The sequence below is a fragment of the Rhodovastum atsumiense genome (genome assembly GCF_937425535.1).
GTDB lineage: Bacteria > Pseudomonadota > Alphaproteobacteria > Acetobacterales > Acetobacteraceae > Rhodovastum > Rhodovastum atsumiense.
The window spans coordinates 2,985,879-3,002,097 of sequence record NZ_OW485601.1; the positions used below are offsets into that span (position 1 = coordinate 2,985,879).

Annotated in this window: 15 protein-coding genes and 1 tRNA gene; 5 read left to right on the forward strand and 11 right to left on the reverse strand. The window is 70.9% G+C overall.

The annotated features are described in order from the left end of the window. Positions 1-647: 647 nt before the first annotated feature. Complete coding sequence (locus NBY65_RS13500; protein WP_150042041.1) at positions 648-2,516, forward strand: hypothetical protein; 1,869 nt, start codon at positions 648-650, stop codon at positions 2,514-2,516. Between the two features lie 85 nt (positions 2,517-2,601). Next, positions 2,602-2,838 (forward strand): FmdB family zinc ribbon protein, encoded by a 237-nt coding sequence (locus tag NBY65_RS13505; RefSeq protein WP_150042040.1) that lies wholly within the window; start codon positions 2,602-2,604, stop codon positions 2,836-2,838. 18 nt (positions 2,839-2,856) lie between these two features. Here the strand turns inward: NBY65_RS13505 and NBY65_RS13510 are convergent, their stop codons facing one another. From NBY65_RS13510 to NBY65_RS13530, 5 genes are read right to left on the reverse strand one after another with little or no spacing between them, the layout of a single operon-like run. Beyond that, positions 2,857-3,618, reverse strand: coding sequence for an iron ABC transporter ATP-binding protein (locus tag NBY65_RS13510; protein ID WP_150042039.1), 762 nt, complete (start codon positions 3,616-3,618; stop codon positions 2,857-2,859). Next, positions 3,615-4,562, reverse strand: coding sequence for an iron chelate uptake ABC transporter family permease subunit (locus tag NBY65_RS13515; RefSeq protein WP_150042038.1), 948 nt, complete (start codon positions 4,560-4,562; stop codon positions 3,615-3,617). The genes NBY65_RS13510 and NBY65_RS13515 overlap by 4 nt, the downstream gene beginning before the upstream one ends. 5 nt (positions 4,563-4,567) lie before the next feature. Continuing rightward, the gene (locus NBY65_RS13520) at positions 4,568-5,551 is read right to left on the reverse strand and encodes an ABC transporter permease (RefSeq protein ID WP_239002863.1); all 984 of its coding nucleotides are present in this window, start codon (positions 5,549-5,551) and stop codon (positions 4,568-4,570) included. Positions 5,552-5,553: 2 nt separating this feature from the next. Next, positions 5,554-6,477: a siderophore ABC transporter substrate-binding protein gene (locus NBY65_RS13525; RefSeq protein WP_150042037.1), complete on the reverse strand. Its 924-nt coding sequence runs from the start codon at positions 6,475-6,477 to the stop codon at positions 5,554-5,556. Between the two features lie 51 nt (positions 6,478-6,528). Continuing rightward, positions 6,529-7,056 (reverse strand): RNA polymerase sigma factor, encoded by a 528-nt coding sequence (locus NBY65_RS13530; protein WP_150042036.1) that lies wholly within the window; start codon positions 7,054-7,056, stop codon positions 6,529-6,531. Positions 7,057-7,208: 152 nt separating this feature from the next. Here NBY65_RS13530 and NBY65_RS13535 point away from each other — a divergent pair, with 152 nt between their 5' ends. From NBY65_RS13535 to NBY65_RS13545, 3 genes are all read left to right on the forward strand, one after another. Next, entirely contained in the window at positions 7,209-8,168 is a 960-nt protein-coding gene (locus NBY65_RS13535) for a FecR family protein (RefSeq protein WP_162530641.1), read from the forward strand. A 206-nt stretch (positions 8,169-8,374) separates the two neighbouring features. Next, complete coding sequence (locus tag NBY65_RS13540; protein ID WP_203330548.1) at positions 8,375-10,801, forward strand: TonB-dependent siderophore receptor; 2,427 nt, start codon at positions 8,375-8,377, stop codon at positions 10,799-10,801. Then, a complete protein-coding gene (locus NBY65_RS13545) occupies positions 10,795-11,712 on the forward strand; it encodes an alpha/beta hydrolase (RefSeq protein ID WP_150042034.1) in 918 nt (305 codons plus the stop codon). Before NBY65_RS13540 ends, NBY65_RS13545 begins: the two co-directional genes overlap by 7 nt. A 12-nt stretch (positions 11,713-11,724) precedes the next feature. On the opposite strand, the gene NBY65_RS13550 is transcribed toward NBY65_RS13545, so the two are convergent. The 6 genes from NBY65_RS13550 to NBY65_RS13575 all read right to left on the reverse strand — a co-directional run bounded on the left by NBY65_RS13550 (position 11,725) and on the right by NBY65_RS13575 (position 16,216). Next, positions 11,725-11,799 (reverse strand) — tRNA-Met (locus NBY65_RS13550). A 44-nt stretch (positions 11,800-11,843) separates the two neighbouring features. Next, positions 11,844-12,917: a tRNA 2-thiouridine(34) synthase MnmA gene (mnmA, locus tag NBY65_RS13555; RefSeq protein WP_150042033.1), complete on the reverse strand. Its 1,074-nt coding sequence runs from the start codon at positions 12,915-12,917 to the stop codon at positions 11,844-11,846. Between the two features lie 196 nt (positions 12,918-13,113). Continuing rightward, entirely contained in the window at positions 13,114-13,446 is a 333-nt protein-coding gene (locus NBY65_RS13560; RefSeq protein ID WP_150042032.1) for a ferredoxin family 2Fe-2S iron-sulfur cluster binding protein, read from the reverse strand. After that, positions 13,446-14,636: a cysteine desulfurase family protein gene (locus NBY65_RS13565; RefSeq protein WP_150042031.1), complete on the reverse strand. Its 1,191-nt coding sequence runs from the start codon at positions 14,634-14,636 to the stop codon at positions 13,446-13,448. The genes NBY65_RS13560 and NBY65_RS13565 overlap by 1 nt, the downstream gene beginning before the upstream one ends. 15 nt (positions 14,637-14,651) lie before the next feature. After that, positions 14,652-15,746 carry a cysteine desulfurase family protein gene (locus NBY65_RS13570; RefSeq protein WP_150042030.1) on the reverse strand — a complete coding sequence of 365 codons (1,095 nt, stop codon included), beginning with the start codon at positions 15,744-15,746 and terminating at the stop codon, positions 14,652-14,654. Then, complete coding sequence (locus NBY65_RS13575) at positions 15,743-16,216, reverse strand: Rrf2 family transcriptional regulator (protein ID WP_150042029.1); 474 nt, start codon at positions 16,214-16,216, stop codon at positions 15,743-15,745. The genes NBY65_RS13570 and NBY65_RS13575 overlap by 4 nt, the downstream gene beginning before the upstream one ends. Positions 16,217-16,219: the final 3 nt, after the last annotated feature.

Sequence of the window (16,219 nt, forward strand, 5' to 3'; positions counted from 1 at the left end):
TTCCGGGCTCGTTATTTAATAAAGGCGAGCCAGTTCGGTTGAAACGACATCAAATATTCTGCTCAACTCTCGTTGAATTGATCAGAATTTTCCCGGGGAACCCCTGGACTCACGAATACGTGAAAATTTGGGTTGACGTGGCTGCAACTTCGGGTAGATGATCTCCCCATGCAGAAGCGCACCAGCATCCTGCCGGACCGCTTCACCACCGCATACCGACCGGGCCCTCCGCAGGCCGGTCGCCGTTGAACAAGCCCGGACGTGACCGGGCTCGCCCTCGGGTTCCCGGCGGCTTTCGCCGAGATGACAAGGACGCGCGATGAGAATTTCTGACTAGACCACACCGGAGTTGGTCAGGGAACGGGCGCCGGAGCGCCCGGCGACATCAGAAAAGGTCAGGACGATTTCGGTCCGGCATCCATCTGCGGGGCGCGACGTGACCGCGTGCGCCTCCGATCCGGAACCGCCGATTTCCCACCCGGCGCCGCGCGGCTGACCGCCGCGCGAGGCCTGCCCGCGGTCGCACCCGACGCGACCCGCCGATCCCCGTGCGCCGAAAACACAGCGCCGGCGGGGCCACGGAAGCGGGCCACCACGCAATCCATTCGCCGGTGCGTCCGCGCCGGCCCCAGACCAGGAGCCGACCCATGCCGACTCAGGCCGTGAGAGCTGCCGACTTCACTCGTTCCATCAGCGTTCAGATCCACATGGGTCACGGTGGCGGGGGCCGTCCTTACGGCAACATGACGACGCTGCAGAACGCGCTCGCCTACCTGAACCCCAAGGGCATCGGCACGGGCGTTGGCGTGGTGCGCGACGAGACCTGGGCCAGTTCCGATCTCGCGACCCTCGGCCGGCTCGGCTACAAGCTCGATGTCTATGTCGCCTACAACCAGGGCGCCAACAGCGCGAGCGGCGCCATCGACGCGCTGCGGCCGCTGGTGAACGCCGGCTATGTGCGCATGGTCGAAGGCCCGCTGGAAGTCGACAACGTGGGCTGGGGTCTGGTCAGGACCGGTTCCTATACGGCCCTGAACGGCCAGACCTATGCCGGCTGGCAGGCTGCCGTGAAGTGGCAGCAGGATCTCTACAACACCTTCGCCAGCAAGACCGACGTGGCGCTGTTCAGCCTGGCCAATCCCGCCAATGGCAACGCCAGCAGTCCCGCCGTGTCGGCCGCGCGCTCGCTCGGTCTCAGCCTGAACGGCATCACCGAGCTCGGCAACGTCCATTTCTACCAGCACAACGGCAATTCGCCGGCGACCGAGATGCCCGGCGTGATCCGCGACGAAACCGGCTACACCCCGGGCAAGCCCTTCGCCATCACCGAGACCGGCTTCAACGATCTCAATGACGGCAGCACCAATTATCTGGGATCGGCGCACGCGAACGGCGTCTACACGCTGGATCTGGCGCTGAACGCGTTCAAGGCCGGCTGCAAGCTCACCAACCTCTACGAGCTGTTCGACGAGAACATGGGCTATGCCGCGCAGGGCATCGCCTTCGAGGACCATTGGGGCCTGTTCAATGCCAACGGCACGCCGAAGGCGGCGGCCACCTACCTGCGCAACATGATGTCGGTGCTCGGCGACAGCGGCGCGAATGCCGGCGGGTTCGCGCCCGGTTCGCTCAATTACTCCGTCTCCGGGTTGGGATCGAACGGCCAGACGCTGCTCATGCAGAAGAGCGGCGGCGTCTACGACATCGCCGTCTGGGCCAATGCCAGTGTCTTCACGGGCGGCCATGCCGGCACGGCGCCGACACAGAACGTCACCGTCAATCTCGGCGGCACCTATGGCAGCGTGAAGGTGTACGACCCGGTGCGGGGCAGCAACGCGGTGCAGACACTGAGCAATGTCAGCTCCGTCAGGCTGGGCGTCACCGACCACCCGCTGATCATCGAGGTCGGCGGCCAGGGCAGTGGCCGCGCAACAAGTTCTGGCGGCACTCCCGCCGCCGCTTCCCCTGCCAGCCCCGGCACCGCTGCGGCCCCATCCGGATCCCACGTCATCAACGTCGCCGGCGGCAGGACCGTGACCACGCAGCCGGGCACGCGGAACACGGTGAACATCACCGGCAGCGCCACGGTGAATGCCAAGGGCACCGACACGATCAGGGTCACCGCCGGCAACACCACCGTCAACGGCGGCACCGGGCACCTCGTCTTCGTCGGCGGCGGCGCCGGCAAGGCGACGCTCAATCTCAGGGGCGGCACGACCGAGGCCACGCTCGGCAACGGCGGCAGCGCCGTGAAGATCGCCGGCCACGTGACGGCGACGGCCGGCGGGGGCACCGACCTGTTCACCCTGACCCGGGATGCCTCGATCGACACCGCCGTGATCTACAATTTCAAGGCCGGCACCGATCACCTGCACCTCGCCGGCTATGGCTCCGGCACCGCCGGCGTGGCCTGGGTCGCCGACGCCGCGGCGGGGACCTCGGTGCACCTGACCGACGGCTCGCATGTCGGGCTGGTCGGGGTGCACAGCACTGATCTGGGCAGGTTGTTCGCCTGAACGGCACCTCTCCCGCGCCGCTCCGGCGTAAAATCCGGCCTGGGTCCACCCCCCAGGCCCGAGGTTTAACAGGAGAGCGCCGCCGATGCCGTTGTACGGTTTCCATTGCACTGCCTGCGACATCGATTTCGAGACGCTGGTCATCGGATCCGAGGTCCCGACCTGTCCGGAATGCGGCGGTACCGCGCTGGAGCAGCTTCTCTCGCGCGTCGCGCCGGACATGAAGACGCCCGGCCTGGTGCAGCGGGCCCGCGCCTGCGCCGATTGCCAGGGGCATTTCAGCAATTACAGTCCCTCCGAACGCCCGCCCTGCCAGCGCTGACCGGCCCGCGGCGCCGGCTTATTCCGGCGCGTGGAAGGCGAGCCGGCGGCCGCTGACCTCGTGCACCTCCATGTCGGTGTCGAACACTGTCCGCAGCACCTCCGGCCGCATCACCTCGGCCGGGGTGGCGTGCAGCACCACCCGGCCCCGCCGCATCGCCACCAGCGCGTCCGACCAGCAGGAGGCGAGGTTGATGTCGTGCAGCACCAGCACGAAGCTGCGGCCGGAGCTGTCGGCCAGCCGCCGCACCAGCCGCATCAGCGCCGCCGCATGGCGCGGATCGAGGTTATTCAGCGGCTCGTCCAGCAGCACGTGATCGGTGCCCTGGCACAGCGCCATGGCGATGAAGGCACGCTGGCGTTGCCCGCCCGAAAGCAGGTCGAGGAACCGGTCCGCCAGCTCTTCCAGCTCCAGCAGCCGCAGCGCCGCCTCCACCTGTTCCTGATCCTCGGCGCGCAGCCGGCCGCGGCAATGTGGATAGCGCCCGAACGCCACCAGGTCGCGCACGGTCAGGCGCATGGTCACGTGGGTGTCCTGGCGCATGATCGCCAGGCGTTTCGCCAGTATCGCCCCCGGCGTGCGCGCGACATCCAGCCCGCCGACGCGGATCGTGCCGCGGTCGGGGGAGGTCAGCCGCCCGATCATCGCCAGCAGGGTGGACTTGCCCGCGCCGTTCGGCCCGATCAGGGACGTGACGCCGCCCGGAGGCAGCCGTAGCGAAACGGCATCGACGACGGGCGTGCCACCATAGGTCTTGGTGACGTCGGTGATCTCGATCATCCCCGGGCTCCACGCAACAGCAGCAGCAGGAACAGCACCCCGCCGGCGAATTCGATGACGATGCTCAGCGCGGCGCCGAGGCCCAGCACCCGCTCCAGCACCAGTTGGCCGAGCAGCAGCGCCAGCATGCCCAGCAGGGCCGCCGCCGGCAGCACCACGGCGTGGCGGGACGAGGGCATGATCCGGTAGGCGAGATTGGCCACCAGCAGCCCGAGGAAGCCGATCGGCCCGACCAGCGCGGTCGGCACCGCGACCAGCACGGCGACCATGCCCAGCATGCGCCTCACCGCCGGCCGGTACTCCACGCCGAGGCCGATCGCCGGCTCGCGCCCGAGCGCGATCACGTCGAAGCGGTGCAGGTCCCGCAACGCCATCACGCCGGTCGCCGCCATCGCCAGCGCGGCCACGGCCAGCAGATCCAGTTCGGCACGGTTGAAATCGGCGAACAGCCGACCCTGCAGCACGGCGAAGGCGGCCGGGTCCAGCATCCGCTGCAGCAGCGCGGTCAGGGCGCGGAACAGCGTGCCGAGCCCGATCCCCGCCAGCACCATGATGTGCAGGCCGTGCGCTTCGCCCCGGAACATCCGGCCATAGAGCAGGGCCGACAGCGCCACCATCAGCGTGGCCTGCAGCACGAACCCGGCTTCGCGCGGCAACGTTCCGATGTTGCCGGCCAGGTGGATGGTCGTGGTCTGCACCAGCACGAACAGGGCGTCGAATCCCATCACCGAGGGGGTCAGGATGCGGTTGCCGGTCACGGTCTGGAACAGCACCGTCGCCACCCCGACGGCGCCGCCCACCAGCAGCAGGGCCAGCACCTTGGCGCCGCGGAAGGCCAGCACGAATCCCCAGTCGCCCCGCGCGCCGACGGTCATGAAGGCCGCGATCGCCAGCAGGGTCAGCACGGCCAGCAGCGCCAGCACGCGCAGGCAGCGTCGTTGCATCGCCGTCATCCCAGGTGCCGGCGTTCGCGCGCCAGCAGCCACAGGAAGGCGGCGGCGCCGAGGCTGCCGATCACCACGCCGATCGGGATTTCGTAGGGAAAACGGATCAGGCGGCCGGTGATGTCGCAGGCCAGCGCGGTGCCCGCCCCGAGCAGCGCCACCAGCGGCACCGACCGGCGCAGGTTGTCGCCGACCAGCAGGGCGATGACATTGGGCACCACCAACCCGAGGAAGGGGATGATGCCGACGGTGACGACCACGCTGGCCGAGACCCCGGCGACGATGAGCAGGCCCATCCCCACCACCCGGCGATGGTCCACACCCAGGCCGATCGCGGTGTCACGGCCGAGGCCGGCCACGGTGAAGCGGTCGGCCATGGCGGCGGCGAGCAGGGTCAGCGCGCCGGCGATCCACAGCAATTCGTAGCGCCCGGCCAGCACCTGGGAGAAATCGCCGGTGCGCCACGCCACCAGCGACTGCATCAGGTCGGTGCGATACGCGATGAAGGTGGTGGCGGCGTCGATGATGCCGCTCAGCACGATGCCGGTCAGCGGCACCACCAGCATCGAGCGCAGCCGGATCCGCCCCAGGATCGCCAGGAACAGCAGGGTCGCCCCCAGGCCGCCGGCGGCGGCGACCAGCATGCGGCCCCAGACCGGCAGGTCGGGCGCGAACAGCATCACCAGCACCATGCCCAGGCAGGCGCCCTCGACCGTGCCGGCCATGGCCGGCTCCACGTAGCGGTTGCGTACCATCATCTGCAGGATCAGCCCCGCCACCGCCGTTGCGGCGCCGGCGAAGATCAGCGCCAGCGTGCGCGGGACGCGGCTGGTGGTCAGCAGCATCAGCAGGCGCGCGGTGTCGCCGCCGGGGCCGCACAGCTCCGGCAGGTCCGCGACGCCGATGCAGACGCTGATGACGGCACAGACGAAGACCGCGGCGATGGCGGGCAGCAGGCTCTCCAGGCCGGCGGGCGGTTGCCGCGGCACCCTCAGGCGCCCCCCAGCACGTGGGCCATGTCGTCGACGATCGCCTGTTCGCTGGCGAGGCCACCACTGGTCAAATAAAACCGGACGGGATCGAGGAAGACGATCCGGCCGGCTTTCCCGGCCTTGGTCGCCGCGACCAGCGGCGTGTCGAGCAGGACGGCGGCCGGCCGGCCCGGCCGGCCCACCGCGGTGTCGCGGTCCACCACGAACAGCCAGTCGGGATCGGTGCGGGCGATGTATTCGGGGGAGACCGGCTGGCCGTGCGTGGCGGGCGGCAGCGCCGGATCGGCCGGCTGCAGCCCGAACATGTCGTGGAGCATGCCGAAGCGCGAGCCTGGCCCATAGGCGCTGATCCGCCCACCGCTGGTCAGCACGATCAGGGCCGTGCCCGCCGCCTCGCCACGCGCGCGCACCGCAGCAGTGGTGGCGCGCAGCCGTTCGAGCCGGGCTGCCACCTCCTCCTCCTTGCCGAAGATACGGCCGAGGGCGATGGCGTTGCGTTCCATGCTGCCGGTGAAGTCGCCGGGGTCGAGCGACAGCTCGATGGTGGGGGCGATGGTGGAGAGGGCGGCGTATTTGTCGTGCATGCGCGGCCCGGTGATGACCAGTCCCGGCCGCGCTGCCGCCACGGCTTCGAAATCGGGCTCGAACAGCGAGCCGATCCGCGCGTAGCTGCGGGCCTGGTAGCGGGCGAGGGCAGGCGGCATCCGCCAGTCCGGCACCCCGGCGACCGGCACGCCGAGCGCATCCAGCGTATCGAGCGCGCCCAGATCGAACACCAGCACCGGTGCGGGCAGGCGCCGCAGCGTGGTGCGGCCGTGCGCGTGCGCGACGGTCACGGTGTCCGCCTCCGCGGCGCCCGCCCCGCCGCCCGGCAGCAGCGTGGCCAGCAGGCCGGACACGAAGCCGGCCCGTGACAGTTTCATTCCGGCTGTACCGGTCTTTGGTTCACTGGGCATTGGACCTGCGATGCAACGTCAAGGAAGGGGGGTGTCGGCGAAGTCCCGCAGCCGGTCGCGCAGCAGCGCCAGCGCGCGCGCCATGTGGATTTCCACGGTGTTGCGCGCGATGCCGAGGCGGGTGGCGATCTCGGCGTAGCCGAGGCCGTGGAAGCGGTGCAGGATGAACACCTCGCGCGGGCGCGCCGGCATCGCCGCCAGCGCCGCGCGCAGCGCCGTCGCGGCCTCGGCCGAGAGCGCCTGGCGGAACGGGCCCGGTGCCGGGTCGGCCAGCAGGTCGGGCACCGTCTCGGAGGGTGCGCCCGCGCCATGGCGCAGCGCCTGCCGCTGTGTGTCGATGATACGGTTGCGCAGCATGCGATGCAGGAAGGCCCGTGCCGCGCCGATCGTCTCGCCCGTGCGCGTGCGTCCGTCGAGCGCTGCATACCGGGCGAACACCTCCTGCACGGCATCGGCCGCCGCCTCCCGGTTGCCCAGGCCATTGCGGGCGAGCCGGGTCAGTTCGGGGCCATAGAGGCGAAACAGCGCGTCCAGATCGTCCGACATCAGGGGCCGGCGCCCCGCCCGGTCGGGGGCAGGACCGTTGCCCGCGCAAATATTCTCCCCGATGCCGTAGGGGTGACGGCGGAGCGGGGCGTCTTGAGGGGCATGTCATCGCCCTTCGATTTCCCCATCGTGGTTGCGGCCGGAGTCCGGCCGTGAGCGAGGATCCCAAGGTCATCGCCGAGGAACAGGCGCTGGCCTGGTTCGTCCGGTTGCGGGCCGGGGACGCCAGCGAGGCCGATCGCGCCCGCTGCCGTGCCTGGCTGGCCGCCGATCCCATGCATCGCGCCGCCTGGGCGGAGCTGCGGCATCTGTGGGACGTGGTGGAGGTGTTGCGCCCGGAGGCCGGCAGGGTGATGGCCGGGGCGGTGCCGGCGCGCCTGGGCCGGCGCGCGCTCTGGCGCCCGGCGGCGATCGCGGCGGGGGTGACGCTGGTGCTCGGGGCCGGCGGGCTGGTCGGCAGCCGGGCCGGGTGGCTGCCGGCGGTGCTCTCGGCCGATGTCAGCACCCGCATCGGCGAGCGGCGGCACCTGGAGCTGGCCGACGGATCGCAGGCGGAACTGGATGCCGCTTCCGCCCTGGCCCTCGACATCGTGCCGCCGCGGCGCCGCGTGGTGTTGCTGGAAGGACGCGGCTTCTTCACCGTAGCGCCGGCGGCGCAGCCCTTCATCGTCGCCGCCGGTGAGGGTGAAGTACAGGCCGCGCGTTGCGCCTTCGACATCGGGATCGGTCCGCAGGGCGTCGCCGTCACGGTCGCCACCGGCGAACTGGCGGTCCGCTGCCCGGCCGGCGAGGCCATGCTGCGGGCCGGCGAGGGGCTGACTTACGATAGTGCGCGCCTGCACCGGATGCCGCCGGCCGATCCCGCTGATATCGGCGCCTGGCGCCAGGGGCGGCTGGTGTTCCGTGGCGCGACGCTGCGCGAGGTGGCGCGTACGCTGGAACGTTATCATCGCGGTCCCATCCTGATCACCAGCGCGGCGGTGGCCGGGCTGACGCTGACGGCGGTCTTCGAGGCGGATCGGGTGGAAGCGGCGCTTGCGGGCATCGAACGGGTTCTGCCGGTGCGGGTCCGACGGGTGGCGGGAATCGTCGTGCTGATCGGCGCCGCCTGACCCGGGACGGGAGGAGCAAAAAACGCGCTGCCCGACTTAGGGGGGAACGCCGCGTGGCACGTCTCAACCAGTATCGCGAATGATAGTCACTCGCAATCTGGGATCCGCCGTAACCGGCGGAGGTGAGGCAGGACGGCATGACGTTCGAACAGCGTGGCGCTGCAGGTGCATCCCGGCGAAAGGCCGTCGGGGGACGAAACCGGATATTGCTTGCTTCCACGGCGCTGACACTGGCGGCGGCGGTGCTGGCTTTTCCCGCGCAGGCGCAAGGCCCGGCCGCGCCTGCCATCCCCGCGCCGGCCGGGGTGGCAACATTGCCGGATTTCGATATTCCGGCGCAGCCCTTGCAGGATGCCTTGATCGGCTTTTCCCGACAGTCGGGGCTGCAGATCGTCGCGGCGGACACGCTGGTGCGGGGGCGGCAGTCCACTGCCGTCCTCGGTCGGCTCACGCCGTCGCAGGCATTGGAACGGCTGCTGATGGGCACCGGCCTGAGCGGGCAATTCACCGATCCGAAGACGGTGACGCTGCTGCCGGCGATGAGCAATGCCGGCGACATGACGTTGCCGGAAGTCAATGTGCAGGCGACCGCCTGGCACGCCTGGCAGCCGATCTCCGGCTATGTCGCGCCGCTGACCACCACCGGCACCAAGACCGACACGCCGCTGATCGAGGCGCCGCAATCCGTGGGCGTGGTCACGCGCGACCAGATCGACGACCAGGGCGCCCGGACGGTGGCGCAGGCGCTGCGCTACACCGCCGGCGTGCTGCCGGAAGTGCGGCCGAGCGCGCGCTACGACACGGTCTATGTGCGCGGCTTCGGCGGGCAGGGCACCAACGCGGCCTATGTGGGCTTCCTCGACGGGCTGCGGCAGCAACGGGGCGTTTCCTATGCCATTCCCAATGTCGATCCATGGTTGCTTGAGCGTATCGAGGTGCTGCGCGGCCCCGCCTCGGTGCTCTATGGCCAGACCGGCGCGGGTGGCCTGGTCAATCTCGTCAGCCGTCGTCCCACCGAAATGCCCACCCACGAGGTGCGGGTGGACGTGGGCAATGACGGCTATGCCCAGGGTGCCTTCGATTTCGGCGGCCCGCTGACCGGGGATGGCGATTTCCTCTATCGCCTGACCGGCGTCGGCCAGATGAGCGACACGCAGTACGACTTCAGCAAGGAGCGCCGCCTTGCCATCGCGCCGGCGGTGACCTGGAAGCCCGACCAGGACACCACGCTGACGCTGCTTGCCAACTACCAGTACGATCCCGATGGCGGCTTCTACAATTTCGTGCCGGCGACCGGCACGGTGACCGCCAACCCCTATGGCACGCTGCCGTCCGGTTTCTTCGCCGGCGATCCGAACTGGAACCGCTACCAGCGCCGCGCCGGCTCCATCGGCTATCAGTTCGAGCGCCGCATCGACGATGTCTGGACGGTGCGGCAGAATTTCCGGTACCAGCACATCAGCAGCGAGTTCCGTGCGGTGTCCGGCCGCGCCGTCGCCGCCAACCAGCGCACGCTGACGCGGATCGCCACCCAGTCGATCGAGGAAGCCAACACGGTGGCGCTCGACAACCAGGTGCAGGCCAGCTTCGCCACCGGCCCGCTGTTCCATACCGTGCTGACCGGGCTCGATTGGAGTTACAGTTCCGCCAGCCGCAAGCTGGGCAGCGTGACCGCGCCCTCGCTCGATCTGTTCGCGCCGGTCTACAATGTCAGGATTCCGGTGATTCCGCTGGCCACCACGCTGCAGGACCAGGACCAGCTCGGTGGCTATCTGCAGGACCAGATGGCCTTCGGCCGCTGGCGCCTGAACATCGGGGTGCGGCTCGACCGTGCCACCACCGAGACGGTGACGGTCGCCACCGGGGCCCGCACCACCCAGACGGACAACGCCGTCACCTGGCGGACCGGCCTGCTGTACCTGTTCGACAACGGGCTCGCGCCCTATGTCAGTTACGCCACCTCGTTCCTGCCCAACAGCGGCACCTATTCGCCCGCGCGCGGCGGCGGTGCCTTCAAGCCCACCACCGGCGAGCTGTTCGAGACCGGCGTGAAATTCCAGCCAGCCGGGTACAACAGCTTCGTGCAGGCGGCGCTGTTCCAGATCACCCAGCAGAACGTGCTGACCACCGATCCGCTGAACAGCAGCTACAGCACCCAGACCGGCGAAATCCGGTCCCGCGGCTTCGAACTGGAAGGGCGGGCGAGCCTGACGGACAGCCTCGATCTCATCGGCACCTACGCCTATACCGACGCCCGCATCACCCGCTCCACCGTGGCCGGGGTCAGCGGCAACCAGGCTCCGTCGGTGCCCGAGCACATGGCCTCGGCCTGGGCCGACTACAGTTTTCGCGAAGGCCGGCTTGCCGGCTTCGGGATCGGGGCCGGCATCCGCTACATCGGCTCTGCCCCCGGCGACGAGGCGAACAGCTTCCGCGTGCCCGGCTTCGCGCTGTTCGACGCCGCCATCCGCTACGATCTCGGCGCCCTGCACGACAAGCTGAAGGGCACGCAGCTCGCGCTCAATGCCAGCAACCTCTTCGACAAGGAGTACATCTCCAGTTGCTCCACCGCGACCACCTGCTTCTTCGGCAATCGCCGGACCGTCATCGGTTCGCTGAGCTATCGATGGTGAGCGGCCTGCAGGTGCCGCGCCGGGGGCTGGGCCTCGGCGCGGCGGCGCTGCTGGCGATGGGGGCCGCGCCGGTCCCGGCGCCTGTCGCCATTCCCCGCAGCCTGTACTGGGACCTGCCGGTGGGCGAGGGCGGCTGGCGCGTGCAGGTCGGCTGGCCGGAGACGGAGCCGCCGCCCAGTGGTTTCCCGGTGCTGTACCTGCTCGACGGCAACGCCCATTTCGGCACGGCGGTGGAGGCGATACGGCTGCAGGCGCGGCGGGGCGATGTGACCGGTGTCCGGCCCGGCGTGATCGTCGCGCTCGGTTATCCCACCGACGATGCCGCAACGATCATGCGGCGCCGCCAGCGCGACTACACGCCGCCTGCCGCCGGGGCGCCGCCCGGCAGTGGCGGCGCGGATGCGTTCCTCGATGCGCTGGCGGGGCAGGTGATGCCGCGTCTGGCGGCGGCGTTTCCGGTCGATGCCGCGCGCCAGGCGATCTTCGGCCATTCCTATGGAGGGCTGTGCGTGCTGCACGCGCTGTTCACCCGCCCCGGCCTGTTCGCACGCCACGTGGCCGCCAGCCCCTCGATCTGGTGGCATGACACGGCGGTGCTGCACAGCGCGCGCCGCTTCATCGACCACCCGCCCCCCGGCACGGCCGGGCGCGGCGTGCTGATCACGGTCGGCGGGCTCGAACAACCCCCACCCGGGCCGGTCGCGCCGGGGGAGGATGCGCATACCGGGCGGCTGCGCATGGCCCGCATGGTGGACCGCGCGCGCGATCTGGCGCAGCGGCTGGCGGAGATGGGGGAAAACGGCCCGCAGGTGGAGTTCGTCACCTTCGCCGGCGAGACTCACGGCTCGGTGGTGCCGGCTGCGATCAGCCGGGCGATGCGCTTCGTCTTCCCGGCGGAGATGGGCCGTTGAGCAGGGGGAGGATGGTAGCGGCGGGCGGATTTGAACCACCGACCAAGGGATTATGATTCCCCTGCTCTACCGCTGAGCTACGCCGCCATCCATCGCGGAGGCGGGGGACATAGCGTCCCGATCCCGGCGCGTCAACCGGAACTCGCCGGGATCGGACGAATGAATCCGCCCCCCAGCACCCGCTCGCCCGTATAGAAGACACAGCCCTGGCCCGGGGCGGGCAACACCGGTGCGTCCAGCCGCACCTCCGCCCCGTCCGCGGTCGGCACCACTTCCGCCGGATGCAGCGAATCCCGCGCCCGCAGCTTGACCGCGCAGCGCAACGGCCGTGGCGCCGTCAGCCAGTTGACTTCGCGCAGGCGCACCAGCCGCGTCCCCGCGCCCGGAGCGCCCACCACGACCCGTCGCCGCGCCGCATCCAGCGCCACCACCACCCGGCGGGACCCGCCGGCCTGCGCTGCCATGCCCAGCCGCTTCGCCTGGCCCACGGTGTAGCGGGCGACGCCGTCGTGCTGGCCGACCACCTCGCCGGCCTCGGTCACGATTTCCCCCGCTGCGACCGCTTCCGGACGTAGCCGCGCCACCATGTCGACATAGCTGCCCTGCGGCACGAAACAGATGTCCTGGCTGTCCGGCTTGGCCGCCACCGGCAGGCCAAGCCGCCCCGCCTCGGCCCGCACCGCCGCCTTGTCCGGCATCTCCCCGAGCGGGAACAGCGACCGTTCCAACTGCGCCCGCGTGGTCGCGAACAGGAACCAGCTCTGGTCACGCGCCGGATCCACCGCCCGGTGCAGCTCCGCCCCCTCGGGGCCGTCCAGCCGACGGACATAATGGCCGGTCGCCAGACGCTCGGCCCCGAGATCGGCGGCCAGGGCCACCAGATCCCCGAACTTCACACTCTGGTTGCAGCGCACGCAGGGCACCGGCGTCTCGCCCACGGCATAGCTGTCGGCGAAATCGGCGATCACCGCGTCGCGGAACCTGGCCTCGGCATCGATCACGTAATGCGGGATGCCCAGGTGATCGGCGACCCGCCGCGCATCGTGGATGTCCTGGCCGGCACAGCAGGCGCCCTTGCGGCCGGTTGCGGCGCCGTGGTCGTACAATTGCAGGGTGACGCCGATGACGTCATGGCCGGCCCGCGACAGCAACGCCGCCACGACGCTGCTGTCCACTCCGCCCGACATGGCGACCAATACCCGCATTCCAGCGCTCCCCCGGGGGCTCTGCCCCCGACCCCGCCAGGGCTCCGCCCTGGACCTGCCAAGGGCTTCGCCCTTGGATCCCATTTATATAGGAGGCCATTCCCCGAAACGGGGATCCAAGGGCCTATGGCCCTTGGTGGAGGTCCAGGAGGCAAAGCCTCCTGGCGGGGCCGGGGCAGCGCCCCGGCGCGGCGGTTCAGCCGGCCTGCATGTTGCGGGTGCCCGGAGGCAGCCGCACCACCAGCCCGTCCAGGGCCTCGGTCATCACGATCTGGCATCCCAGCCGGGAGGTCTTCTCCAGGCCGAAGGCGAGGTCGAGCATGTCTTCCTCGTCCTCGGTGGGGCCGGAGAGCTTGCCGAACCAGGACGGATCCACGATCACGTGGCAGGTCGAGCAGGCGAGCGATCCCTCGCAGGCGCCTTCGATGTCGATGCCGTGCTTGTGGGCGATCTCCAGAACCGACAGGCCAACCGGCGCATCGACGACGCGGCGCGTGCCGTCGCGCTCGATGAAGGTCATGTTGGGCATCAGGTGACTTGGGCCTCGATATGTGCGTTGGCCAACCGGGTGTGTGCCGCGATCAGGGCCGCCCCGGCGAAATCGATGTCGGCCGGGGTGGTAAAGCGTCCCAATCCGATGCGCAAGGTGCGCCCGGCTGCGTCGTCGGACAGGCCCAATGCGCGCAGCACATAGGACGGTTCCACCTCGGCCGAGGAACAGGCCGAGCCGGTGGAGACGCACAGGTCGGGCAGGGCGGCGATCAGTTCGGCCGCGCTGGCGGCGGGGAAGGTCAGGTTCAGGTTGCCGGGCAGGCGGGCGGCCTGGCTGCCGTTGACGACCAGGCCGGGGATGCCGGCCCGCAGCCGGGCGAGCAGCGTGTCGCGCAGGGCGCCGATGCGGGCAGCGTCCTCGGCCATTTCCATCCGGGCGAGCCTTGCGGCTTCGCCCAGCCCCACGATCAGTGGTGCCGGCAGCGTGCCGGAGCGCAGGCCGCGTTCCTGTGCGCCGCCGGAGAACAGGGCGGCCAGCCGCACGCGCGGCCGCCGCCGCACATACAGCGCACCGACGCCTTTCGGCCCGTAGATCTTGTGGCCGCTGATCGACACCAGATCCAGCCCGAGCGCCTCGACGTCGAGCGGCACCTTGCCGAAGCCCTGGGCGGCGTCGGTATGGACCAGCGCGCCGGCGGCCTTGGCCAGGGCGGCCAGGGGGCGCAGGTCCTGCACCACGCCGGTTTCATTGTTCACCGCCATGATGCTGACCAGCAGGGTCGGCACGGCCAGCGCCTCGGCCAGCCGGTCGGGGTCGAGCGTGCCGTCCGCGCGCACCGGCAGCACCACCGGCTCGAACCCCTCCTCGCGCAGGTCGGCCACGGATTCCAGGACGCATTTATGCTCGGTGGCGAGGGTGACGATGCGCCGGCGCGGGTCGCCGCCGCGGGCGGCGTGGCGGGCCGCGCCCTTGATGGCGATGTTGTTGCTCTCGGTGGCGCCCGAGGTGAAGACGATCTCCCGGGCGGTGGCGCCGATCACGGCGGCGACCTCGGCGCGCGCCGCCTCGACCGCCGCCTCGGCCTGCCGGCCGAGCGCGTGCTCGGCGCTGTGCGGGTTGCCGAAATGCTCGGTGAAGAAAGGCAGCATGGCCTGCACCACGCGCGGGTCGCAGGCGGTGGTGGCCTGGTTGTCCAGGTAGACCGGGCGGTTGGGGCGGGCGATCATGCGATCGATGTAGGCTCAGGCGGCGTTGCGGCAAAGCCGCGCGGCCATGGATTGGTATGCGTTCACGAAAGCGCTGATATCGGTTTCGGTGGCGTTCCAGGGCAGCGACACCCGGATCGCCTCCGCGGCGAGCGCGCCGGCGCCCATGGCGTCCAGCACGTGGCTGCGCTCCACCTTGCCCGAGGAGCAGGCGGCCCCGGCCGAGACCTGGATGCCGGCGAGGTCGAGCGCGATCACCTGGGTATCCGCCCGCACCCCCGGCAAGGCGAGGCAGGTGGTGTTGGGCAGGCGTGCGGCCCCGGCGCCGAGCGGGCGGGCGCCGGCGGCGATGGCGGCGTGTTCGGCGGTGTCGCGCAGCCGCGCCAGCGCCGCCATGGCGGCGACATCCAGGGCTGTCGCGGCGGCGGCGAAGCCGGCGATGGCGGGCAGGGCCGGGGTGCCGCCGCGGCGGTTGCGTTCCTGGCCGCCGCCGCCGATCAGCGGCGCCAGCCCGGCCGAATGCGCCGGCGCCACCAGCAGCGCCCCCGCCCCCGGCGGGCCGCCGAGCTTATGGGCGGACAGCGCCAGGCTGTCGGCGCCGAGCCCGGCCAGGTCCGCGCCGATGCGCCCGGCCCCCTGCACGGCGTCGACATGCAGCCGCGCGCCGGCGTCCCGGCACAGCGCCGCCGCCTCCGCCACCGGCTGGATCGTGCCGGTCTCGTTGTTGGCGAGCATCAGGCAGACCAGCGCCGGCGGCCCCCCGGCCAGCAGGCGGCGCAGGGCGTCGAGGTCGGCCACGCCCTCGGCATCCACGGGCAGCACGGTGGCGCCGGGGGCGGCGGCGCGGATGGCGGCATGCTCGGTGGCGCCGACGATCAGGCGCCGCCCGGCGCCGAGCGCGTGCAGCGCCAGCGCGTTGGCCTCGGTGCCGCCCGAGGTGAAGATCACGTCCTGCGCCCGGGCGCCGAAGCGGGTGGCGAGCCGCTCCCGCGCTTCCTCCAACAGGCGCCGCGCCGCCCGCCCGGCGGCGTGCACCGAGGAGGGGTTCCCGGTCAGGTCGAGCGCCTCCAGCACCGCCCGGCGCGCCTCGGGGCGCAGCGGCTCGGTGGCATTGGCATCGAGGTAGGTCACACCGCCTCCAGCAGCAGCGGCGCGACGGCCCGGCCGGAGACGCGGCCGTGCACCACGTCGGCCAGGGTGACGCCGGAGAGGAACAGGCGGATCTGCCGTTCCAGCTCGCACCAGAGGTCATGCGTGCTGCAGGTCGCGGTGCCGCCGTCCTTGTCCTTCATGCAGCCGGCCTCATCGGCGCAGCGCGTTGCCCGGATTGGTTCCTCCACCGCATCGACGATGTCGGCGATCACCATCTCGACGGCCGGCCGCCCCAGCCGGTAGCCACCGCCAGGGCCGCGGGCGGACAGCACCAGCCCGGCCCGGCGCAGTCCGACGAAAAGCTGTTCCAGGTAGCACAGGCTGAGCTGCTGGCTCGCCGCGATCTGGGCGAGCGTCACCGGCCCGCCATCCGGGGCCTCGCCGCCATCCCGACAGGCGAGGTCCACCATTGCCATCACCGCATAACGCGCGCGCGTCGAGAGATGCATCGC